Origin of the sequence: Streptosporangium lutulentum, assembly GCF_030811455.1 — a bacterium.
Classification (GTDB): Bacteria; Actinomycetota; Actinomycetes; order Streptosporangiales; family Streptosporangiaceae; genus Streptosporangium; species Streptosporangium lutulentum.
Genome location: NZ_JAUSQU010000001.1, coordinates 9,695,221 through 9,717,426 on the forward strand (window position 1 = coordinate 9,695,221; position 22,206 = coordinate 9,717,426).

General features: G+C 70.1%; 17 protein-coding genes. 14 read left to right on the top strand and 3 right to left on the bottom strand.

The genetic code is table 11. The annotated features are described in order from the left end of the window. Positions 1-237: 237 nt before the first annotated feature. On the bottom strand, positions 238-603 hold the full coding sequence (locus J2853_RS43740) for a hypothetical protein (RefSeq protein WP_307567671.1): 366 nt from the start codon (positions 601-603) through the stop codon (positions 238-240). Between the two features lie 539 nt (positions 604-1,142). On the opposite strand from J2853_RS43740, the gene J2853_RS43745 reads away from it, so the two are divergent. Further along, positions 1,143-4,064, top strand: coding sequence for a glycosyl hydrolase (locus tag J2853_RS43745; protein WP_307567673.1), 2,922 nt, complete (start codon positions 1,143-1,145; stop codon positions 4,062-4,064). A gap of 75 nt (positions 4,065-4,139) precedes the next feature. Here J2853_RS43745 and J2853_RS43750 read toward each other — a convergent pair whose 3' ends face one another. Further along, positions 4,140-5,069, bottom strand: coding sequence for an SCO6745 family protein (locus tag J2853_RS43750; protein WP_307567674.1), 930 nt, complete (start codon positions 5,067-5,069; stop codon positions 4,140-4,142). Positions 5,070-5,359: 290 nt separating this feature from the next. On the opposite strand from J2853_RS43750, the gene J2853_RS43755 reads away from it, so the two are divergent. The 11 genes from J2853_RS43755 (at position 5,360) to J2853_RS43805 (ending at position 17,561) form a co-directional block, all read left to right on the top strand. After that, positions 5,360-6,442 (top strand): hypothetical protein, encoded by a 1,083-nt coding sequence (locus J2853_RS43755; protein ID WP_307567676.1) that lies wholly within the window; start codon positions 5,360-5,362, stop codon positions 6,440-6,442. A 284-nt stretch (positions 6,443-6,726) separates the two neighbouring features. After that, positions 6,727-7,683, top strand: a complete 957-nt coding sequence (locus J2853_RS43760) for a TIGR03885 family FMN-dependent LLM class oxidoreductase (protein ID WP_307567678.1) — start codon at positions 6,727-6,729, stop codon at positions 7,681-7,683. 191 nt (positions 7,684-7,874) lie between these two features. Then, on the top strand, positions 7,875-8,342 hold the full coding sequence (locus J2853_RS43765; RefSeq protein WP_307567680.1) for an ATP-binding protein: 468 nt from the start codon (positions 7,875-7,877) through the stop codon (positions 8,340-8,342). Between the two features lie 309 nt (positions 8,343-8,651). Then, on the top strand, positions 8,652-10,685 hold the full coding sequence (locus tag J2853_RS43770) for a hypothetical protein (protein WP_307567682.1): 2,034 nt from the start codon (positions 8,652-8,654) through the stop codon (positions 10,683-10,685). A gap of 114 nt (positions 10,686-10,799) precedes the next feature. Continuing rightward, positions 10,800-12,083 (top strand): MFS transporter, encoded by a 1,284-nt coding sequence (locus J2853_RS43775; RefSeq protein WP_307567684.1) that lies wholly within the window; start codon positions 10,800-10,802, stop codon positions 12,081-12,083. 228 nt (positions 12,084-12,311) lie between these two features. Then, positions 12,312-12,875 (top strand): hypothetical protein, encoded by a 564-nt coding sequence (locus tag J2853_RS43780; RefSeq protein WP_307567686.1) that lies wholly within the window; start codon positions 12,312-12,314, stop codon positions 12,873-12,875. A gap of 161 nt (positions 12,876-13,036) precedes the next feature. Further along, positions 13,037-13,546, top strand: coding sequence for a nucleoside deaminase (locus J2853_RS43785; RefSeq protein WP_307567688.1), 510 nt, complete (start codon positions 13,037-13,039; stop codon positions 13,544-13,546). A gap of 331 nt (positions 13,547-13,877) precedes the next feature. Beyond that, entirely contained in the window at positions 13,878-14,555 is a 678-nt protein-coding gene (locus J2853_RS43790) for a restriction endonuclease (protein WP_307567690.1), read from the top strand. A gap of 195 nt (positions 14,556-14,750) precedes the next feature. Then, positions 14,751-15,920 (top strand): amidohydrolase family protein, encoded by a 1,170-nt coding sequence (locus tag J2853_RS43795; protein WP_307567691.1) that lies wholly within the window; start codon positions 14,751-14,753, stop codon positions 15,918-15,920. Continuing rightward, the gene (locus J2853_RS43800; protein WP_307567693.1) at positions 15,917-17,107 is read left to right on the top strand and encodes a M20 metallopeptidase family protein; all 1,191 of its coding nucleotides are present in this window, start codon (positions 15,917-15,919) and stop codon (positions 17,105-17,107) included. The genes J2853_RS43795 and J2853_RS43800 overlap by 4 nt, the downstream gene beginning before the upstream one ends. A 133-nt stretch (positions 17,108-17,240) precedes the next feature. Beyond that, the gene (locus tag J2853_RS43805; protein WP_307567695.1) at positions 17,241-17,561 is read left to right on the top strand and encodes a hypothetical protein; all 321 of its coding nucleotides are present in this window, start codon (positions 17,241-17,243) and stop codon (positions 17,559-17,561) included. Positions 17,562-17,804: 243 nt separating this feature from the next. Here the strand turns inward: J2853_RS43805 and J2853_RS43810 are convergent, their stop codons facing one another. Further along, positions 17,805-18,932: a pectinesterase family protein gene (locus J2853_RS43810; protein WP_307567697.1), complete on the bottom strand. Its 1,128-nt coding sequence runs from the start codon at positions 18,930-18,932 to the stop codon at positions 17,805-17,807. A gap of 363 nt (positions 18,933-19,295) precedes the next feature. Between J2853_RS43810 and J2853_RS43815 the strand changes: the two genes are divergently transcribed. Then, the gene (locus tag J2853_RS43815; protein WP_307567699.1) at positions 19,296-19,688 is read left to right on the top strand and encodes a hypothetical protein; all 393 of its coding nucleotides are present in this window, start codon (positions 19,296-19,298) and stop codon (positions 19,686-19,688) included. 2 nt (positions 19,689-19,690) lie between these two features. Further along, the gene (locus tag J2853_RS43820; RefSeq protein WP_307567701.1) at positions 19,691-22,153 is read left to right on the top strand and encodes a DUF4132 domain-containing protein; all 2,463 of its coding nucleotides are present in this window, start codon (positions 19,691-19,693) and stop codon (positions 22,151-22,153) included. The last annotated feature ends 53 nt before the right edge of the window (positions 22,154-22,206 follow it).

The window sequence follows — 22,206 nt, forward strand, 5'->3', positions numbered from 1 at the left end:
GTGTCTGCTCTCCGAAGAGGGTGCCTGCTCTCCGGAGAGAGGGTGAGGACGGCCGTCGCACCGATCGCCGCGACGCGGAGCGGGGCGGACGTCGCTCCGGCTCCCGGCCGATGAGACCGTCGAAGCGGTATCGCGGGCGCCGCCGTCCCCGACTTGAGCCGTCGAACGAGCCGGTGGGAGCTCCGGCCGGACCCGGGCCGGGTCCGGCCGGAGCGGACGATCCCTGACCCGCTGGGATCAGGTGACGTTCGCGCAGATCGCGAAGACGCTGATGCCGACGTCGTTGTAGCCGATCTGGCGACCGATGCCGATCCAGCCGGTGCCGTCGTCGGTGGGGAAGGATCCGACCAGGATGGCGCCGTTGCCCTGTGCCTCGGCGCCACCGCTGACGACCTGCTTGCCCGCGGGGCACCGGAGCGTGCGGCGGGCGAAGTTGGGGACATTGGCGTTGGGCAGCTTGACGAGTTGGTAGCCGGTGAAGTCGGCGGCGCCGGCGGGGGCCATGGGGGCGGAGGCCGTCGCGGGCGTGGCGACGGTCACGGTGGCGAGGCCCGCGCAGCCGACGAGGGCGGCGGCGAGGACGGTGAGTTTTCCGCGTGACATGTTCTCTCCTGAGACAGGGAAGATCGTTATGGTCACGTAGAGTAAACAAGCCGATGCGTCGGGTGTCGAGCTCCGGCCCCGGTCGCCCCGTGGCACGTCGCGTCGCGCGCATTGCTCATGGCGGACGCGCGAGGGCGGCGCGACCGGGTGGCGCGACCGGGTGGCGCGACCGGGAAAGAGGGCGGGAAAGAGGGTGGCCCGCTTCGAGGCGGCCCCGGACGCGGGCACCGAACAAGGGCCGACCGGCGATGGACGGCCGTCGGCAGAGAGAGCGCTCTCAGATCAGGGTACGGCCATCGGGTGGTGATTAACCAGAGTCGCAATGGAGCACTGTCGGGTGCCGCCCACCCGCATCGTGCGCCGTAAAACCCTGTTTTACGAGGAAAAGCCCTCTCGCCTGCATCTCTCGGCTTTACCTATTCGTTACCAACGTGAAACATTGACTCATGCTGAACGGGCCGTTACTTTTTCGGTCAGAGAGCGCTCTCTCAGATTGGTCCGCCTAAGATCCCGATTCCTCTCCCCGGAGGCACCCCCCAATGGATCCCTCGATCCGGACCACGGGTCCGGACAGTGCGCACCCTCGCGAAGGACGATTCATCCGCCGTTCCCGGAGTCACCGGCGCGGCCTCGCCGCCGGAGTGGTCATCGCGATGGTGGCCGCCCTGTTCGGCTTCGGCGCCATCCACTCGGCCGAGGCTGCCACGGTCGGCGCCGGCAGCTACGCGGACACCCTGCCCGCGGGTCGCTCGTTGCCGAGCGGCTGCGGCTCCATCTCCACGAACCCGCGCCAGTGGGTGACCGCCAACGCGCCGGCCGGCGCCGTGCCGACCAACGACTGGTGGTCGTCGATCCTCTTCAAGAAGACCGACTGCGCGTACGGCGAGCCGCTCTACGCCCACCCGATCTCCTACGACACCTTCGGCGACGGCCTCGGCTTCTCCTACAGCACCACGGCCACGATCAGCGGCACGGCGACCGGGGTGGGCGAGTACCACTACCCCTACGTGCAGGACATCCGGGTCGGCGTCGCCGGGATGAACTCACCCGACGTCAAGGTCGACGGCTGGAGCGACTGGACCGTCACGCCGTACTGGAGCGGTGGTGGCCGGACCATGAAGGCCACCATCGGCCACGGCCTGCCGTTCGGCTATTTCCAGGTCACCGGCGGCGACGCCCAGATCACCACCTCCGGCACCCCCGTGGTCTGGTCCAACAGCGGCGCCACCATCGGCTTCACCGCACGCGGACACGACTACGTGGCCTACGCCCCGACGGGCGCGACCTGGACGGTCAGCGGGACGACGATCAGCTCGTCCCTGGCCGGACAGGGCTTCTTCTCGGTGGCGGTGCTGCCCGCCGGCGGCGACCGCGCCGCCCTGGCCGCCACCTACGGCCAGTACGCGCACGCGCACGTCACCGGTACCCGCGTCTCCTACGCCTACGACCAGTCGGCGAGCACGCTCACCACGACGTACGCCTTCACCACCACGGCCAGGCAGGGCACCGCGACGGGTACGGTCATCGCGCTCTACCCGCATCAGTGGAACTACCTGACCGGCTCGACACCGCTCGCGCAGACCTACGTCTCGGCGCGCGGGCAGATGAAGATCGTCACTGGCGCCCAGTTCAGGACGACGATGAAATACACCGGCGTGCTGCCCGAGGTGCCCGCCGTCGGCGACAGCAGCGGCGCCGACCTCACCACGATCACCAACCAGCTCAACGCGGAACTGGCCAACCCGGCGGACATCCGCGGTGACGACACCTACTGGACCGGCAAGGGCCTGGGGCGCGCCGCCCGCATCGCCGAGATCGCCGACCAGCTCAACCTGACCTCCGTACGCACGGCGGCGCTCAACGCCATCCGCACCCGTCTCAACGACTGGTTCACCGCCTCGCCGGGCAAGACCAGCCGGGTCTTCTACCTCAACCCCGCCTGGGGCACCCTCATCGGCTACCCGGCCTCCTACGGCTCCGACCTGGAGCTCAACGACCACCACTTCCACTACGGCTACTACATCGCGGCCGCCGCGACCCTCGCCAAGTTCGACCCGAACTGGGCAAGGACCAGCCAGTACGGCGGCATGGTCGACCTGCTGATCCGCGACGCCAACAACTACGACCGCGCCGACACCCGCTTCCCCTACCTGCGCGACTTCGACATCTACGCCGGCCACGACTGGGCCTCGGGGCACGGGGCGTTCGGCTCCGGCAACAACCAGGAGTCCTCGTCGGAGGGCATGAACTTCGCCAACGCCCTGATCCAGTGGGGACAGGCCACCGGGAACACGGCGGTCCGCGACGCGGGCATCTTCATCTACACGACCCAGGCCGCGGCGATCCAGGAGTACTGGTTCGACACGCGCAACCAGAACTTCCCCACGACCTTCGGCCACAGCACGGTCGGCATGGTCTGGGGCTCGGGCGGCGCCTACGCCACCTGGTTCAGCGGTGAGCCGGAGATGATCCAGGGCATCAACATGCTTCCGGTCACCGGCGGCCACTTCTACCTGGGCGACAACCCCGGCTATGTCACCACCAACTACAACGAGCTGGTGACCAACAACGCGGGCCCGCCCACCGTGTGGCAGGACATCATCTGGCAGTTCCGCGCCCTGGGCAACGGCGACGCGGCCCTGGCGAGCCTCCGCGCCGCGGGCGGCTACACCCCCGAGGAGGGTGAGAGCAGGGCGCACACCTTCCACTGGATCCGCAACCTGGCCGCGCTGGGCAACGTGGACACCTCCGTGACCGCCAACCACCCGCTGGCCAAGGTGTTCAGCAAGAACGGCGCCCGCACCTACGTCGCCTCCAACATCACCGGCAACGCGATCACGGTGACCTTCTCCAACGGCACCGTCCTCAACGTGCCGGCGGGCAAGACGGCCACCTCCGGCGCCTTCACCTGGAGCGGCGGCAACGCGGGAGGCGGCACCACCCAGCCCCCCGACCCCACCCCGACTCCCACCCCCACCCCGCCCACGGGCACCTTCACCGCCACCCGCTACCTGCAGACGGGCGGGGCGCTGCCGGGCACCTCCGGTACGGCGGGCAACCTCACCCTGGCCGCCGCCGCAGGCAACTCCAACGGCTCGCCCGTCAACCCGCAGGTCTTCACCGCCACCGGCCTCACCGCCACCCACAACGGCGGCTCCACCGCGTTCGACCTCTTCCTGGACGCGGGCGCCACGGTCGCCAACGGCAGCCAGGTCCGGGTCTCCTACGACCTGACCGGCAACGGGAGCTGGGACAGGGTGGAGACCTACCGCTATTTCGCCACCGACCCGGTAGCGGGCTGGGAGCACTACACCCAGGCCGCCGGCCTGCTGTCCTCGTCGGGAACGCTCGGCAACCTGTCCGGCGGTCAGGTGAGGGTGGAGGTCTGGAACGCCATCGGCAACGGCACGACCACCCTCGGCGTCGGCAACCAGTCGCTGGTGAGGCTCCCGTTCAGCTGATCCGTCGACGCACGGGGCCGTGGTCCTGACAGGTCTCGTGACGCGTGAGGCCGGCTGATCCCAGCACGTCCGGGGTCAGCCGGTCTCGTGTCGCGCGAAGGCGGCCGAGAGCGAGGACTCCCGATCGTCCTCGCCCGGGACGACGGGCGGCCACTTCAGGCCGATCGGGCTCGACGGCGGAAACGTGCCCGACTCGACGATCGCGTCGGTCAGGGGACGGAGCAGCCGGGCGAGCGTGGTGGTGAGCTCGTCCCCGAGGGCTCGCCAGGGACCGGCCGCCGCCTCGTCGGTCAGCCGCTCGATCCGGTCGCGTTCCCGCGCGCCCACGGCGGTCAGGCGATCGGAGCCGTCGAGCCATCCCCGCTCGCGCAGGGCGGCGGCGCCGGCGACCCAGTCGTCGTCATCCCATTTCCGGCCCTGCCGCAGGAGGTCCATGTCGGTCTCGTCCGCCGCGGCCTTGAGCAGGTGGGACTGGATCGGGGACACGCCGTGGGCCACCAGTGCGGCCACGTGCCCGTCGCCCCGGTGCTCGCGCAGCGTGGTCGCGGCCTGCCACAGCCGCAGGTGCGGTTCGGCCGGCGAGGGAAGGGCCTGGTTCGCCGCGCCGAGTATCCGGCCCGCGGTGTCGGCGTGCTCGGCCGCCCTCCAGGCGAGCGTGGCGGCCGTGCGCAGGTCCTCGGAGTCGAGCGTCGTGCCCGTGAGCAGGCGCTCCAGGGCGGCCCCCGCCCCTTCGAGCCGGGCCCGCAGCACGGAGGAGGGGGTCGCGAACGTCCAGGCGTCGGGGAGCGCCCGGCGCACCCGCGCCGGATGGAAGCCGTGGAAGGCGGCGGTGACCACGTCCGGACCCACCGGTCCGAGCGGAGCCGCTCTCATCGCGAAGTAGCCCATCCAGAATCCGCGCATGCCGATCGCGTCGGCCGCCGCCCGTGCTTCCGGGGCGAAGTAGGTGACGGCGTGTAAGGGCTCCAGCAGTTGCCACATGACACGTGGGACGTTCGTGGTCACCGTCGGCACGTTCTCACCCCGTTTCGTGGACCTTGATCAATGGGTCTGTGCGCTTTCACCCGGCAAGCATAGATATTTCAGGACGTCATGTCTGGTCAGGACACTGACCCAATGTGTTTGGGGCAGTCAGATCCATTTGTGAAGTTGGGCCTTCTCAATGGTCGGCGGGCGGGTTATCAAGAGCAGGAAAGAGATTGTGAGCCGGATGTCACATCCGGCGCGGCTCGCCCCGCCGTACGGCATCGCTGCCACATCCGGCCGTCCAGCCCCCCGATCCGATGGAGAGCGCCATGCGTCAGTTACGAAAAGTCATCGTGAGACTTCTGTGCGTCACCGTTCTGCTCGCATCCGGTCTCGCCATGGCCACGAGCGCGCAGGCCGCCGTGCCGGACCGCTGGGGGTTCGCCTACGTCAACGCCTACTCGGGCGTTCCCAGCCTCGCCCACCAGGCGGGAAGCTGGGGCCCCGGGTTCAACGTCACCGTCACGCCCGGCGCCCTGGGCCAGTCATTCGTGAGGTTCCCGCAGATCGCGACGGGCGGCGGCGTCGTGCACGTCACGGCGGTCGCCCCGGCCGCCCACTGGTGCCAGGCCCAGAACTGGGGGCCGTCGGGACTCGATCTCGTCGTGGCCGTGCAGTGCTACCGATACGGCGGGGGCCCCGTGTTCGCCCAGTACACCATCGTCTTCGAGACGAGCACGGGCACCCTGCCCGCCTCGCAGGGGCTCGGCTACGTTCACTACAACGGAGCCGGAATCACCAGCCAGTTCAACTCGGCCGGCGCGCCGAACGGCGTTGTCGGAGGCGGGGGAAGCTGGACGGTCTCCCTGCCGGGCCTGGGCTCGCCCGCGCCGGCGGGCAACATCCAGGTGACCGCGGTCAACCCCGTCCAGCCCGCCCGCTGCAAGGTCGCAGGGTGGAGCCCGTCCGCGGGTGGTCAGACGATCCAGGTGCGCTGCTTCAACGCGACGAACGTGCCGCTCAACACCGGCTGGACGCTGACGTACCAGCGTGAGCGGGCGATCACCGGAGCGGCGATCCCGCCGAAGAGCTTCGCCTACACCTTCGACCTCTCTCCCGGCACCGCCGGTCCGTACTCGCCGACGCCCGCCGGGATCAACTACAACTCCCAGCTGGGCGTCAACACCGTCCAGAGCGCCGGGGCCGGTCTGCGCATGGTGATCTTCCCGAGGGTCGCCGTTCCGCCCACCCACGTCCAGACCACCGCGTTCGGCCCCGGTCCCGAGTTCTGCAATCTGCAGTCCCCGTGGACCCTGAGCGGAACCACCGTCATCGTCCGCAACGTCGCCTGCTACAGCGCCGCCACCCCGGTGAACCAGCCCTCGCTGACCACCTACACCTCGGCCCTCTGACCGGAGGCGGCTCTCCGGGCGCCGCGGGTGCCCGGAGAGCCGCGTTCTTCCGGGTGCTCCCATGCGCCCGAGCCCGGCGCGCCGTACCGGCCGCGCTCGCCGGACCGCGCTCGCCGGACCGAGGCCGCCGGGCCGCGCTCGCCGGGCCGGGGCCGCCGGGCCGCGCTCGCCGGGCCGGGGCCGCCGGGCCGCGCTCGCCGGGCCGGGGCCGCACGGACACGCGCCGGCCCCACCCCGGGCGTGAAAACCGGAGTATCGGCTCGCATCCCGGGCAGCCGGAGACGATGACGACTTACGGATTTCACTCCTCACACGAGCAGATTCATCCGGCGGAGTTGCTGAAGGCGGTGACGCGGGCCGAGCAGGCGGGGTTCGAGGCGGCGATGTCGTCGGACCACTTCTCCCCGTGGAGCGAGAGGCAGGGACAGTCCGGCTTCGCCTGGTCCTGGCTGGGCGCGGCCCTCCAGGCCACGGAGCTGCCGTTCGGCGTGGTCAACGCCCCCGGTCAGCGTTACCACCCGGCGATCATCGCCCAGGCGATCGGCACCCTCGGGGCGATGTTCCCCGGACGCTTCTGGGCCGCGCTCGGCACGGGCGAGGCGAGCAACGAGCACATCACAGGCGACCGCTGGCCGCGCAAGGAACTCCGCACGACGCGCCTGAGGGAGTGCGTCGACGTCATCCGGGCGCTGCTGGCGGGGGAGGAGGTCAGCCACGACGGCCTGGTGACCGTCGACCGCGCCCGCCTGTGGACCCGTCCGGAGGTCCCGCCCAAGCTGGTCGGCGCGGCGGTGAGCGTCGAGACGGCGCGGTGGTGCGCGGAGTGGGCCGACGGCCTGATCACGGTGAACGGGCCCCTGGAGAAACTGCGCGAGGTCGTCGGGGCCTATCGGGACGCGGGCGGCCGGGGGAAGGCGGCCCTTCAGGTTCACCTCAGCTGGGCCGAAAGCGAGGAGGAGGCCATGGCGATCGCCCACGACCAGTGGCGGAGCAACGTCTTCTCCCCGCCGGTGAGCTGGGACCTCGATACCGCGGAGCTCTTCGACGTGGTCTCCGCCGAGGTCTCGCCGTCCAAGATCGCTGAGGTCGTCAACGTCTCCTCGGACCTGGGCTGGCACGCGGCCCGGCTCAACGAGTACGCGGAGGCGGGTTTCGAGGAGATCTACCTGCACCACGTCGGACAGGAGCAGAGCGCCTACATCGACGTGTTCGGCGCGAAGGTGCTGCCCCAGCTCCGCTGACGCCGGGCGGGGCCCGTCCCGGAACGTTTCTGGAGGTGATCTTAAAGGAGGGCTGGAGTATCGCCTGGTGACGTGACCTTTCCTCATCTTTGCGACATTTGGTGGAAACAAATATGTCGTAATCAATTCACATGGTTGGGGTGAATGTTCTACATTTAGTTGTGGGAGCGCTCCCATTAGAAGGAGGCGCAGTGTCTCTCCACCGCAACTCATCCGCGGCGTCCGCCGACGCCGCTCTCGAGTACGAGGCCGAGTGCCTGCTGTCTGCGGCTCCCGCGAGCGTGCGCGAAGCCCGCTCGCTGGTCCGCCGCGAACTCTCCCTGTGGGGTGCCCACGACCTCATCGACGACTGCGTACTGATCATCAGCGAGCTGGTCACCAACGCCGTCAGGCATGGCGGTGCCGCGTGCGCGCTCAGGATCTGCGGCGGTGAGGGTTTCGTGTACGGCGAGCTCTTCGACCCCGGGGCGGGCGCACCCCGGGTCTGCGAGCGTGACATGAGCGCCACCGGCGGCAGGGGCCTCCAGATCGTCGACTCCCTGGCGCGGGACTGGGGCGTCACCCGCACCTCCGCCGCCGGCAAGGTCGTCTGGTTCACCCTCGGCCCGCCCGTCTCACGCCACCACCCCGCCGTCATCCCGGTCCTGCAGCTCAAGTAGGCGCCGGAGACGCGGCCGGCGAGCGCCTGGCCGCCGGCGGACGGGGCTCGTCGTGGACGGCCGGCCCCGAAGGCCGCACGTGTCGTGTATATCGTGCACGTCGTGCGCATAGGCTTGGTGCGATCGTCCGGAGACGCCCTGGGGCGGGGCTCGCGACGGCGTCCGGGCCCGTACGCGGGGAATCGCTTCGCGTGAGTTTCCCGGCGGCGGCGACCGAGGGTCGTAGGGTGGTCACGGGGCCGGACCTTCACCGGATGGTTCCGGGGCCCTCTCACCGGATCGTGGCGTGCTGAAAGGACTGCGGGCGGCATGCGAACCCACTTCGAGATCGAGGAATCCGAGGAGTACGAATCGGCGAAGGAGCTGCTGCTCCGCCGCTGCGGCAGGTGGGCCGCGGATCACGGCATGCGGGCCGACGAGCGGATGCTCGTGGCCGCCCTGGACTCACGGCACCTCAGCTCGGACGGCCGCCTCGGTTACTGGACTCCCGCCGAGGTGCGGCGGTTGCTGCTGGAGTGGATTCCCCAGTCCGTGGTGGCCGACCCCGACACGCTGAACGCCGCTCCGGAGAGCCTGCTGACGCTCCTGCGTTACCTCGCCGCGTCCGGGCTGCGCGACCCGCGAGGCGCCTCGATCGCCACGCTTGAGAAGGCCGTCGCCGAAGCGGCCGTGGATTACCCGGCCGTGCTGGCGGATCCGCTCCAGCAGGGAGTCGGCAAGTTCTGGACGCTGACCGCGCTGGACCACGGGGTCGATCTCAGCGACAGCGGAACCCTGGCGAAGTTCCAGCGCGACGTCGACGCCGGACGCGTCCGGTACGACGCCGAGTTGCTCGACCGGCTGGTCGGCGCGAGCCTCGAAAGGCCGCCGCTCGACCAGGTGCGGGCCTACGCCCAGCTTCCCGTGGCCCTTCCGCCCCGAGAGGAGTTCGCCACGGCCGCCGCGGTCAGCGAGACCGTCCGGCGGCTGGCCGCCCTCGCCGACTGGGTGGGCGCCGACGGCCGGGCGCTGACGGCCGCCGGCGACCTCCGGCCGAACGACGCCCGTGAGCTGGCGAGACTGCTCGGCGCCGGTGAGCAGGTTTCCAGGGCGCGCGGCTCGGCTGAGATGCCCCGGCTCGACCTGCTGTTCACCTGGGCGAAGAAGGCCCGTCTGGTGCGGGTGAGCAAGGGCCGGGTGCTGCGGGTGGCCAAGGCCGCGCCGCTGCTGCGCGACCCGGAGGCGCTGTGGCGGCGGGCGTTCGAGACGTTCTTCGACCTCGGAAGGGCCGTGTGCACGCCGGTCCCCCTCTGGGGAAGGTCCGCGCCCCTGGCCCTGACGTTCGACGAGATCCTGCCCGATGTGCTGAACACTATCTACAGCATTCCGTGTCCGACGCCGGTGGTGCGGCTCCAGGAGACCGTGTGGCTGGCGTGCCAGGAATATCTCTGGCTCGACGACGAGGAGGAGGCCCCCTCGGGCGACTTCCTGCGGAAGGCGACCGAAAGAGACCTGACCCGGGCCCTTGAGGTGCTGGCCGAGCTGGGCGCCGTGGAGCTGAGCCACGGCATGGCGGACGAGACGTTCTTCGCCGACCTCGGCGACGACTTCGAGGAGCGGTACGGCGAGGAGCGCCCGCTGCCTCCGAAGGTGTGCGCGCGGCTCCTCACCCGGCTCGCCGAGCCGGGCCCGCTGGTACGGCTGACGCCCCTGGGCACCCGGGCCGTACGAGAGCAGATGCTCGCCGAAGGCCGTGACGTCCCCCTGGTCGGAGAGCTGGCGGAGGCGGCGCCGGCTGAGATGCTCGGCGTCGTCGCCCAGCACTACACCGTGGAGACGGCGAAGACGGAGATCGAGGGCTGGCTGGCGGCGCACGGCGAGGACGTCGAGCGGCTGCTGCGGGCCGTACGCGAATGCCCCTTCCGCACCCGGGCCGCGGCCATGCTGAACATCCTCGTCGGGGCGCTGCCCGACGGCCGGTCGATCCTCCGAGGGCTCCGCGGAGACTCGGGACTGAGGTCCCTGGCCGTGATGTCCCTCCTTGACGCGGGCGATCTCCAGCCCGAAGACCTCACCGACCGCGAGCAGCTGCTTCTGATCACCGAAGGGCTGCTCACACTCCTGGAGCTGGGCGGATCGGAGGTCGTGCGAGAGCAGCTCACCGACCTGGCCCCGGACCAGGCGTCGGAGATCGTCACCGGCGTGCTGAGCTCGGGGCATCCCGACAGGGTGGCCGTCGAGGAGTTCCGGACCCTGGTGGCCGAGCGGATACGCGACCACGATCGCCCGCTGCGCCTGATACGAGGTCAGGCGCCCGGCGCGCGAGGCCGTCCCAGCGGGCACGGGAAGAAGCGCCGGCGCTGAGCCCTCTCGTTCCCGTCGGGTCTCCCCGGCAGAGGGCGGGTGCGATGTCTTGCCGTTCCGCCCCGTAGTGTGCGGGATTGCCAGCCCCTGTTAGGAAGAGACGCGCATCCCTCCATGACGATGACTTTCGACCACACCCGCCGCGCCTGCTACACCGGCTACGTCACCCAGGCCATCGTCAACAACCTGGCGCCGTTGCTGTTCATCGTCTTCCAGACCCGCTACGAGCTGCCGCTGGAGATGCTCGGGCGCCTGGTGCTGCTGAACTTCGCCACCCAGCTGGTCACGGACATCGTGGCGGTGAGGTTCGTGGACCGGATCGGCTACCGCGTCCCGCTGGTGGTGGCCCATGTCCTGTCGGCGGTGGGACTGGTGCTGCTGGCGGTGGCCCCGGCCGTCTCGCCCTCCCCATATCTGGGACTGTGCGTCGCGATCATCGTCTACGCCGTCGGCGGCGGCCTGCTGGAGGTGCTCGTCAGCCCCGTCGTCGACGCCCTGCCCAGCCCCCAGGAGGGCAAGGCCGCGGCCATGAGCCTGCTGCACTCCTTCTACTGCTGGGGCCAGGTCGCCGTGGTGGCGGGCAGTACGCTGCTGCTGGCTCAGATCGGCCAGGATGCCTGGCAGATCCTGCCGCTGGCCTGGGCGATCGTCCCGCTGATCAACCTGGTGGTCTTCCTGAAGGTGCCGCTGCCCGCCACCGTGCCCGACGAGCACCGCACCTCGCTGAGAAAGCTCTTCAGCGTCCCCGCCTTCGTCGCGGCCGTCACGCTGATGCTCTGCGCGGGCGCGGCCGAGCTGACCATGTCCCAGTGGTCGTCCCTCTTCGCCGAGGACGGGCTGGGCGTCTCGAAGGTCTGGGGAGACCTGGCCGGTCCGTGCCTGTTCGCGGTGCTGATGGGGATCGGCCGCATCGTTTACGGCCTGTGGGGGGAGAGGATCCCGCTGGTGCCCGCCATGGCCTTCTGCGGCGCCCTGGCGACCGTGTGCTATCTCGTCGCCTGCCTGTCGACCAGCCCGGTGGTCAGCCTCATCGGCTGCGCGGTGTGCGGTCTGGCCGTCAGCCTCCTGTGGCCCGGAACCTTCAGCCTCGCCGCCGGGCGCTTCCCCCTCGGCGGCGCGGCCATGTTCGGTGTGCTGGCGGTCTTCGGTGACGCCGGCGGCGCCGTCGGCCCCTGGATCGCCGGTGCCGTCGCCGACGCGGCCGGCACCGGTAACGCGGTGCTGAGCGGGCTCGCGGACCTGCTTCCCGACGACGGCGGCTCCGGGCTGCGCGCGGGACTTCTCGTCGCCGTCGCCTTCCCCCTCGTCATCGTCGTCATCACCCTTCTGTACGGTGCCCGGACCCGGCGCGCGCCGGATGCCGCGTCCCCCGAGACCTCGGATCCGATCGGCGCGTGACACCCGGCGGATCGCATCACTCCCGTGGCCGGAACGAGTGACCGGATAACGGTGCCTGACCCAGGATTCGGTCACCTACCACCCCAATCTTGTCGTGGAGAACAAGAGTAAGAGCGTGCCATCTGGGGCGATTGGGTAGGCAACTACCCATCGTGGCGGCAACGGGGAAATATCGCCGTCGAAATCATGCGGTTCTTCATGGGTACAACGGGGCGACAAGGGGAAAAGATGAAGCGCAACACTGCCGTGCGTGCCATGCACGACGTCGGGCTGGCCATATGGTGCGGCGGCTCGCTGATGGGCGCCGTCGGCCTGAACGGCGCGGCGTCCGCGGTCAGCGACAAGTACGAGCGCATACGGGTGGCGAGCGTCGGGTGGAACCGGTGGACACCGGTCAACCTCGCGGGCATCGCCATGCACCTCGTCGGCTCGGCAGGCCTGCTGATGGCCAACAAGGGACGGGTGGCCCACCAGCAGGGCGTGGGCGCTAACACCGCGCTCAAAGCCACGCTGACCGGCGCGGCCTTGGCCGCGACCGCCTACAGCAAGGTTCTCGGCGCCAAGATCGACAAAGCGGGCGAGGTACCCGTGGAGGACGGGGTGAAGCCCGACGAGGACACCCCCCATGACATCGCGATGGCACAGCGGCAGCTGAGCGTCCTGCAGTGGGTGATCCCCGGCATCACTGGGACACTCGTCGTCCTCACCTCCCTGCACGGTGAGCAGCAGCGGCCGGCCGAGGTGTTCTGGGGAGTGATGAAAAAGGCCTTCCTCAAGCGAGCGTCCGCCTGACGCGAAGATCTGGTTCGGCGGGTCCGGAAACGAGGCCGGAGATCCCGCCGGCGGGTGACAGCCGGTCGGCCGGGAGCCTCGGGGTGGACGAGGCCCCGGCCGGTGCGGGAGAGTTGCCGGAGTTCCGGGTTTCGTCACCGGGCACCGGAGGAAGGTCGGCGATGGCGACACCTGACGAGTTGGTCGCCGTGGCCGTGGCCGTGGCGGATGAGGGAGCCGCTGCCGGAGAGCTTCCCATCGGTGCCGTGGTCGTCATGGGCGACGAGGTGATCTCTCGGGGCCACACGCAGGAGCGGGCGCGGGGACGTCGGCTGGTCCATGCCGATCTCCTGGCGATGGAGGAGGCGGATCGGCGTCTCGGGTGGAGGCCGCGATCCGCGCCGCTGGTGCTGGCCGTCAACCTGGAGCCGTGCCTGATGTGCGTGGGGGCGGCGATGTCTCTCGGCGTTGAGGCGATCTACTACGGCTTGGACTCTCCCGGCGACGGCGCCGCCGGGGTCGGAGCCGTATGGCGGCCTCAGCGTGAGGACATGACGTTCTCCCGGGTGCCCGAGATCAGGGGTGGCTTCCTCAGGGAGAAGGTGCGTGCTCAGTTCGCCCGCTACGCCGCCACGACGCGAACGGGAGGGCTTCGTCAATGGGCGGAGGACCTGGCCCGGCCTCCCGCCTGACGTCCGAACTCACCGATCTTCAATATCGGGTTCTGCTCGCTTCTCTTTGTGCGGGATTTCGTCAGGTGGTTTTTCTTCCTGGATATATGTGTTTTTCGGTTATGTGGAATCACGTTTTTTGTTCGGTGACGGTGAGAGGGGCGCGGCTGAAGGATTTTTGTCGGTGTGACGGTTCAGACTCGCCGTTGACTGCATCCCCGAGTGCGGAGGTCCCACGATGGCGAGGCGCAGATCACCGGCACGAGGGCGGGCGCCGGCACGGGGGCGATCCTCGGCTCGCGGGCGGTCGCCGGGGCGGAGGCGTCCCCGGCGTAAGGCGGGTAACGGCTGGGTGCTCTGGCTGCTTGCCGCCATGGTCGTGATCATCCTGATTCCGTACGCGCTCGACGCGTTCACCTCCGCGTGGCCGATCGTCCTGGTGGCCCTCGTCGTCCTGCTCGCCCTCACGGCCTGCGTGATCCTGGTGCTGCGCGGAACGAGCCGGCGGTATCGGCGGGAGGTGCTGAAACGCGCGGCGGTCGACCGGCTGACCCCCGGGCAGTTCGAGCGGTTGACCGCGGAGCTGCTGCGCAACGAGGGTTTCCGCGGGGTCAGGGTCATCGGCGGAGCCCGTGACGGCGGCATCGACGTCCTCGGCGTCGCACCGGGCGGCAGGCCGTACGCCATCCAGTGCAAGCTCTACACCAGGCCGGTCGGGCCCGGGCAGGTCCGTGAATTCATCGGCGCCCTGCGGGCCGCCGCCTACAGGGAGCACAGGGGTGTCCTGGTGACCTCCAGCGTCCTGAGCCGGCAGGCCTCCCAGACCGCGCGCGAGGACGGCATGATCGTCATCGACCGTGACCGGCTGGCCGACTGGATGGCGGGCCTCTACTCCCTCCACTCCGGCGAAGCGGCGTCACCGGCCTGGCTCGCGTGGCTTCGCCGTGGCCGCCCTGACCGGAAACGCCCGGACCCCCTGCCTGCCGCGCGAGAGGACGATCCCGGTCTGAGCGGCGTGATCGTCGACTGACGCGGGCCCGCGAGATCGCATCCGCCGCCGGGCGGAAGCACCTCTCCTGGCAAAATGGACAGGGATGGACATATGAGACAGAGTGCCTGAGCGAGAGGGAAGGGGTCGTCTACTCGTGGGAACGGGCTCGGGGGAGTGGAGAGGCCAGGCCAGGGGGTTTCCGGCTCGACGGCGCGGACGCGGAGGGGTGAGCCCGTGAGGCGAGCCGAGTCCCCGACGGGGGCGGAGTCCCTGACGAGGGCGATCGAGGCGATCTCGCTGGTGGACCACCACGTTCACGGAGCCTGGGCCGATGACGTGTCCCGGCGGCAGTTCGAGGAGCTGATCACCGAGTCCGACCGGCCGGTGCCCGGCTGGATGACCCAGTTCGACTCCCAGGTCGGTTTCGCCGTCCTGCGGCACTGCGCGCCCGTCCTCGGCCTGGACCCGGGTCCGGACCCCGAGACCTACCTCGCCCGCCGCGCCGAACTGGGGGCCGAGGAGGTCAACAGGCGCCTGCTCACCGCGAGCGGGATCGGCCACTTCCTGGTGGAGACCGGCCACCGAGGGGACGAGATCCTCGGCCCGGCCCAGATGGCCGCCGTCGCCGGAAGGCCCGCGGACGAGATCGTCCGGTTGGAACCGATCGCGGAGCGAGTCGTCGCGGCCGGGACCGACGCGGCCGGGTTCGCCGGCCGCTTCGAGGAGGCCCTCTGGGAGCGCAGCCGTACGGCACGCGGTCTGAAGACCGTCGTCGCCTACCGCCACGGGCTCGACTTCGATCCCCGCCCGCCCACCCCCGCCGAGGTGACGGAGGCGGCCGGCCGCTGGCTGCGGGCCTCCGACCGGTCCGGGACGATCCGCCTCGACGATCCGGTGCTCCTGCGCCATCTGATCTGGACGGGCCTTGAGCGTGGCCTGCCGCTGCAGTTCCACATCGGGCTCGGGGATCCCGACATCGATCTCCGCCGTTCCGACCCGCTGCTGTTGCGCGGCCTCATCGAGCTCGCCGAGCCAAGGGAGGTCCCGCTGCTCCTGCTGCACTGTTACCCGTTCCACCGCCACGCGGGCTATCTCGCCCATGTCTACCCGAACGTCTACTTCGACGTCGGGCTGGGCGTGAACTACACCGGCGCGCGCAGCGTGGCCGTCGTGGCCGAGAGCCTGGAGACGGCGCCGTTCGCCAAGGTTCTCTTCTCCTCGGACGCCTGGGGCCCCGCCGAACTGCACCATCTGGGCGCCCTGCTCTGGCGCCGCGCGATGATCCGAGTCCTTTCGGAGTTCGTCGCCGAAGGCGAGTGGAGTGAGAACCAGGCGGTTCGGGTAGCCACGATGATCGGCGCGCAGAACGCCCGCCGCGTCTACGGCCTCGGAGAGAAGGTATGAAAGAGATCCACGAACGGCTTCGCGCCGCGCTGCACGCCAAACTTCCCGCCGCCTGCGAGCTGCGACGGGAGTTGCACGCGGAGCCGTACGTGTCCGGCAAGGAGGAGCCGACGCTCAAACGCGTGCTGGACGCGCTGCCCGACGGCACCGTGATGGAGCGGGTGGCCGGAACCGGCGCGCTTCTGCGCATCGGTGGCGAGGGTCTGGCCGTCGGGGTGCGCGGAGAGCTGGACGCCCTGCCGATCCTGGAGGAGACGGGTGTTCCGTGGGCCTCCGGCAACGGGGCCATGCACGCCTGCGGTCACGACGTCCACCTCGCCGCGCTGGTCGCGCTGGCCGGGGCGGTCGAGCGCGTGGGGGCGCCCGCGCCGCTGGTCGCGGTGCTGCAACCACGTGAGGAGAGCTATCCTTCCGGCGCCTTCGACATCGTCGAGTCCGGGGCGCTTCAGCGGCACCGGGTCGGCGCGATGGTCGCGGCACACGTCCAGCCGGTGCTCGCCGCAGGTGAGACGGCCTGCACCCCCGGCGCGGTCAACGCCTCCTCCGACGAGTTCACGCTCACGGTTCGGGGCCAGGCGGGGCACGCCGCCTACCCTCATCTGTCCCGCGACCCGGTTCTGGCGCTCGCCCAGATCGTCGTGGCCGCGCAGCAGATCGTCAGTCGTGACTCCGACCCGATGACGCCGACCGTGGTCACCTTCGGGACCGTGTCGGCGGGCACCGCGCCCAACGCCATCCCGGAGAGCGCCTTCGCCCGAGGCACTCTCCGCACGATGTCGGAGTCCTGGCGCCACCAGTTGCACGACCGCTTCCGCGCGGTCGTCGAGGGGGTCGCCCGCGTCCACGGCTGCGAGGCGGAGGTGCAGATCATGCCCGGGGAGCCGGTGCTCGTCAACGACACCCGCCTCGCCGAGGAGACCGGCTACATCCTCGTCGACTCCGCTCACCACATGCCCGTCAGCATGCGTTCCTGCGGGGCCGACGACTTCGCCCACTTCGCGTCGGTCGTGCCGTCGCTGATGCTGTTCGTGGGCACCGACACGGAGGCGGGCCTGCACAGCCCGTACTTCCTGCCCGGGGACGAGACGGTGGTGGCGGTCGCCGAGAGCCTGCTCGCCGCATACCTCGGCGCCGCACACGTCATCGGCGCGGACGGCGGTAAAACGCGGGATCGTCAACCACGGTGAAGGCCGAACGCGCCGGTGGGGTCACCTTCGGCGCGCGACGCCACGGCAGCGCGCCAACGCCACATCCGTGACTCTCTGTAACTAATTGATTACAGTCTTCTTCGTCGTGCTTCCCACATGAACGAGGAGAATCATGTACACCTTTGTCCGTAGTGCGGGCACTGCTCTGGCCGGTGTCGTCCTGGCCGCCACCGGCCTGCTCGCCGTACTCCCGGCGACCGGCGCTCAGGCCGCGTCGGCCGTGGCCGTGGCCACCAAGGCCGCACCGGCGGCCGCCTGCACACAAACCGCCAGGGGCTGGATCTGCTTCCTGCGTTACTGCGACCGCTACTACTGCTACTACGACTGCTACCCCACCTTGGCCGCGCGCAACAGGGGCGATGCGCCCTCCACGACCCACAAGGAGACGAAGGTCGAGGGCAGAGAGCCCGCCAAGATGATCACCCTGCCCTGATCGGTGAGATCGTGAGACGGGTGCGGACGACGGCGCTGCCCGCATGACATCCGCATCTACGACAACGGCGAAGGCCCCGCCACGGCGGGGTCTTCGTGTCGTTGCGCGGAGAGGCCGCGAGACGGCGAGACTCTGACCATGCTCCGCTTCCACGCCACGACGGTCTGAGAGTTCCGCTGATCCGTCGCTGACGGCGTGGCCGGCGACCGCCTCCCGGGGAGAGCCGTGATCGCCTTCCGCGGGTCACGCCGGGGGGTTCCAGTCGCCGAGGTGGGTGCGGACGGTCCGTCCGGCCGCCTGCGCGCGCGTCAGCTGGGGCCTGTTCTCGGGAACGGGAACGGCGGCTCCCGGGCCGGAGTTGCGATATTCGCCGAGCCTGGCGTCCTGCCAGGGGTAACCCGAGCTCATGTTCACGTACGGCGTGGCGGTGTCGATCTCCGGGCCGATCCAGGTCTCGCGCACGGTCAGCATCGGGACGGCGGTCAGGTCGCTGCTCGGGCGCCAGGGGCGCGCGAGGCCGTAGGCGCCGTCGGGGGTGTCACCGGTGATGCGGCATCGGGTCACCAGAAAACCGTGCGGGTTCGCGGCGGCGGTGCTCGGTGAGAACACGTAACCGTAAGGCCTGAACGACACGTCGCGGACCAGGGTGCGAAACTCGCATCGATCGAAGACCGCGGTGGCACGGCCGAAGACGAAGTCGACGTCGCCCTCGATGTGGCAACGCCGGTAGTACTGCCGGGCGAAGGTCGCCAGGGTGAGGGTGTCGGCGTACAGCGTGTCCTGGTGGCCGAGGAACCGGCATTCCTCGAAGGAGGAACGGTCGCCCATGACCTTCACGGCGACGGCCTGCGTCGCGGTGATCTCCGGGTGGTCGGCGCGAAGCCAGTCGTTGGCGAAGGTCACGTGGGTCGCGGTGAACCCGTCGGCCTGGATCGTGGTGGTGGCGCTGCCGCTCGTGCCGTACGTGCCGCCGCCGGGCTTGACCGTTCCGGAGGCGTTGTCGAAGACGATGACCACGTCGCGGGCGTCGCGGGTGGCGCCGGTGAAGGTCAGTCCGGTCTTGGCCGAGGACACCAGGACCGTCTCGCGGTAGGTCCCGGCCGCGATCACCAGCGTCCAGCCCCGCCCGGGGGCGTCCGGCGTCGCGTCGACGGCCGCCTGGACGGTGAGGTGGTCGCCCCGGCCCTGGGGGTCGACGTACAGCGTGCGCGCGTTCAGCCTGTGGTGCGGTGATCCGTAGGGGCCGAACGGGCGCGGGGCGGCGATGGCGGCCGACGCCTCCGCGGCCGGGACGAGCGCGATGCCGAGGGCCGCGGACGCGGCTCCGGCCAGCATCTGGCGCCGGCCGACGAATGGACTCTGGGGCGACATGACCACCCTCTCGTGTTCACATATGTGAACGGCCTCCATGTATAAGAACATTTGAAAGGTAAAGAAACGTGACTGGCATGTCAACAGCGAAAGTCAGCTGCTTTTCGGGCGGTCCGGGATTGGACGGTTCCATATATTCGCGACGGCCGATATCACATCGGGAAAGCGTCCCTTGGGTGCGGCGCGTATCGCGGGAACGCGAGACGGTGAAGGCCGTCGTCGAGCGCGGGCCCCCTGCGGGGCCGACGGTCCGGGGCGGTTCGCCGGAGACGGGACTCCGGGATGACGACGCCGATCTTTTTGTCGGAGCCGGCTGATAGTCATGGCCATCACAACGATTCCGACGATTCATGGAGCCGCGGGATGGCGACGGTCGTTTTCCGAGATGAGACCGCGACGGGAAAGCCGATAGAGGAGTTCACGCTCCCCGATCTGCCCGAGAGCATCTCGGCGCGGGAGCTGGTGCGGCTTCGCGTCCGGGAGGAGGTCGCCCGATACAACGCGGCCCCCTCCGAACGGTTCAACGGCCTGGTCCGTCCCGCGGACGCCGAGGTGGAGCTGAACGGCTACCGGATGGGTGCGAAGCGGCGGATCGACTGGGAGCGTCAGGCGGACACCGCCGAGCGGGCGTTCCAGCGCAACGGGTTCCTGCTGCTGGTCGGGGAGCGTCAGATCGACGACCTGTCCGAGGTGATCGACCTGACCGTCGACCCGGTGGTGTCGTTCATCAAGCTCGTTCCCCTGGTCGGAGGCTGAGCGTGGGTGTCGTCGACGACTTCCCGAGATCTCACGACCATGTCATTCGCGATCTGGACCCGTCGATCCATGAAGCCTTCGCCCGTTTCGACGCGGCCTTCGACGCGGGGCGGGAGCTTCCCGGGGAGGAGGGCGACTCGCGGGCGTTCGGCCGCTGGGCGCAGATGCGGCTCAGCCTGGGAAGGGGCGGAGGCCACGACTACGACGAGCGCGTCCTGCGCGCGACCCGGCTCGCCGCCGACGGTGACACCCCGTGGACGTTCGAAGAGGTCCGCTTCCTCTGGTGGGTCGCCCACGCCCTGATGGTCCATCTGCACACCAACTACCTGGAGCTGTACCGGATCCCGCTGGCCGCGATCCGGACACTGGGCTACACGGAGCGTCGCCGGATCCTGGAGGGAACGCAGCGTTGGTTCCGTGAGCGCCACAGGCCGGTCTGGAAGGCCCTGCACGAGCAGTTGAAGGACGTGCTGACCGAACCCGCCGAGAACGGCCCGGCCGGCGTGGTGCGAAACCTGATCTGGGACCGCGACGACCTCGCCCGCACGCTGGCCGAGGAGCACGGCGCGGGCCTGGCCGACCCCGCGGTCCTGCCCCTGTTTCGCCACTGGAACACCGCCGGCTCCTCCAAGCCCAGCGGAAAATGGCTCAAGACCGCCGATGAGCTCCTGACCCCCGAGGCCGTCGGCCTCGTCCGTGAGATTCTCGGCCGGGTGGCGGCCCACAGGGAGAAGAGGATCGACCACCGCTCCGACGGGGGCCACGAGTGGACGGAGACCGTCTTCCTGCACGAGCGCACCGCCGTACCGGTGCGCGGCATGGTGTGGACGTGCGAGCTGATCGACGAGCCGTGGGTGGCCCGGCTTCTCGGTGACGTCGCCCTGACCTGCGGGACCGGGATCGGCGGGTCGGGCGCCAACTGCCGCAGCGAGAAGCTCGCCAACGCCGCCGTGGGCGTCCTGGCCCGCCGGGGCGGCCTGGAGATCGTCGCCGCTCTGGCCAGGGTCCAGGTCAAGGTCCGTAAGAAGTCCGTGCTGGCCAACGTGGCGCGCACCCTGGACGCGGTGGCCGCCTCGGAGGGGCTGAGCCGTGAGCGGTTGCTGGATCGCACCGTGCCGGACTTCGGGCTCGGCGCGGACGGGGTGCGGGAGGAGAAGATCGGCGACTACCTCGTACGGCTGTGCGCCGACGGTCCCGTGCTGCGGTTCGTCAATCCCGCGGGGAAGGCCGTCACGTCGGCGCCGCAGGCGATCCGAAAGGATCCGGCGCTGGCCGAGCTCAAGACCACGCTGAAGGAGCTCAAGCAGGCGCTGCCCGCCGAGCGGTTCCGGCTGGAGCGGGCGCTGATCGAAGAACGGCTGTGGCGCTGGGAGGAGGTGACGGAGTTCTTCCTCGACCACCCGGTGACCGGCCTGTACGCCCGGACCCTGATCTGGCAGGTCCCGCGGGGCCCGGCGGGGCTGCCGGTCAGGACCGATGCGGGATGGGAGCTCACCGGCCCGCGGGGGCGCCGTGTCCATCCCGATCCGGACACCTCGGTCCGGCTGTGGCACCCGATCCGGGAGACGGCCGAGGAGGTGCGGGCCTGGCGTGACCACCTGCTGGAGCACGGGGTGCGCCAGCCGTACAAGCAGGCCTTCCGCGAGGTCTATCTGCTGACTCCGGCCGAGGAGCGGACCCGCGTCTATTCCAACCGGTTCGCCGGGCATGTGCTGCGCTACGGCCAGGCCAAGGCGTTGCTGAACCAGCGCGGCTGGACCGGGCTGTCGATCGGTCACTGGGACTACGAGTGCGACGGCGGCCAGGGCGAGGCCTTCAAGGAGCTGTCCGGCTGGCATGCCCGCTGGGGCATGCACATCACCGGGTCCCCCGAAGCCGACGGGTGGGGCACCGCCTCCTTCTGCGCGAGCGAGCAGATCGCTTTCTACCGTGACGAGCGGGAGCTTTCCGCGTACGGCATGGTGGGGAACCACGTCGGCCACGTGGGGGCGCCGCTGGCCGAGGTGCCGCCGCTGGTGCTGTCGGAGGTGCTGCGCGACGCCGATCTGGCCGTCGGGGTCACCTCGGTGGGCCTGGATCAGCAGGCGACCGGCGGGCACGAGGCGTACTGGAACTCCTACGGGTTCGGCGAGCTCACCGAGACCGCCGAGACCCGGCGTGACGCGCTCGCCCGGCTGCTGCCCCGGTTGAGGATCGCTGATCGGGTGGAGCTGACCGACCGGTTCCTGCGCGTGCGCGGTGATCTCCGCACCTACCGGATCCATCTGGGCTCGGGCAACATCCTGATGGAGCCCAACGACGCCTACCTGTGCATCGTCCCCGGGCGCGACCGCGGCACCGCATCGGTCTTCCTGCCCTTCGAGGAGGACGGCGGCATGCTCTCGATCATCCTGTCCAAGGCGTTCCTGCTCGCCGACGACACGGCCATCGCCGACCCGTCGATCACCCGCCAGCTCGACGCCTGAAAGCACCGTGGCGGCCTCCCCGATGAGCCCGGGAAGGTCGCCACGACCGGGGA

Bases quoted from the DNA above. Each gene is read 5' to 3' on its own strand.
- J2853_RS43740 (WP_307567671.1), bottom strand. From the start codon at position 603: ATGTCACGCGGAAAACTCACCGTCCTCGCCGCCGCCCTCGTCGGCTGC.
- J2853_RS43745 (WP_307567673.1), top strand. From the start codon at position 1,143: ATGGATCCCTCGATCCGGACCACGGGTCCGGACAGTGCGCACCCTCGC.
- J2853_RS43755 (WP_307567676.1), top strand. From the start codon at position 5,360: ATGCGTCAGTTACGAAAAGTCATCGTGAGACTTCTGTGCGTCACCGTT.
- J2853_RS43760 (WP_307567678.1), top strand. From the start codon at position 6,727: ATGACGACTTACGGATTTCACTCCTCACACGAGCAGATTCATCCGGCG.
- J2853_RS43770 (WP_307567682.1), top strand. From the start codon at position 8,652: ATGCGAACCCACTTCGAGATCGAGGAATCCGAGGAGTACGAATCGGCG.
- J2853_RS43775 (WP_307567684.1), top strand. From the start codon at position 10,800: ATGACGATGACTTTCGACCACACCCGCCGCGCCTGCTACACCGGCTAC.
- J2853_RS43780 (WP_307567686.1), top strand. From the start codon at position 12,312: ATGAAGCGCAACACTGCCGTGCGTGCCATGCACGACGTCGGGCTGGCC.
- J2853_RS43785 (WP_307567688.1), top strand. From the start codon at position 13,037: ATGGCGACACCTGACGAGTTGGTCGCCGTGGCCGTGGCCGTGGCGGAT.
- J2853_RS43800 (WP_307567693.1), top strand. From the start codon at position 15,917: ATGAAAGAGATCCACGAACGGCTTCGCGCCGCGCTGCACGCCAAACTT.
- J2853_RS43805 (WP_307567695.1), top strand. From the start codon at position 17,241: ATGTACACCTTTGTCCGTAGTGCGGGCACTGCTCTGGCCGGTGTCGTC.
- J2853_RS43810 (WP_307567697.1), bottom strand. From the start codon at position 18,932: ATGTCGCCCCAGAGTCCATTCGTCGGCCGGCGCCAGATGCTGGCCGGA.
- J2853_RS43815 (WP_307567699.1), top strand. From the start codon at position 19,296: ATGGCGACGGTCGTTTTCCGAGATGAGACCGCGACGGGAAAGCCGATA.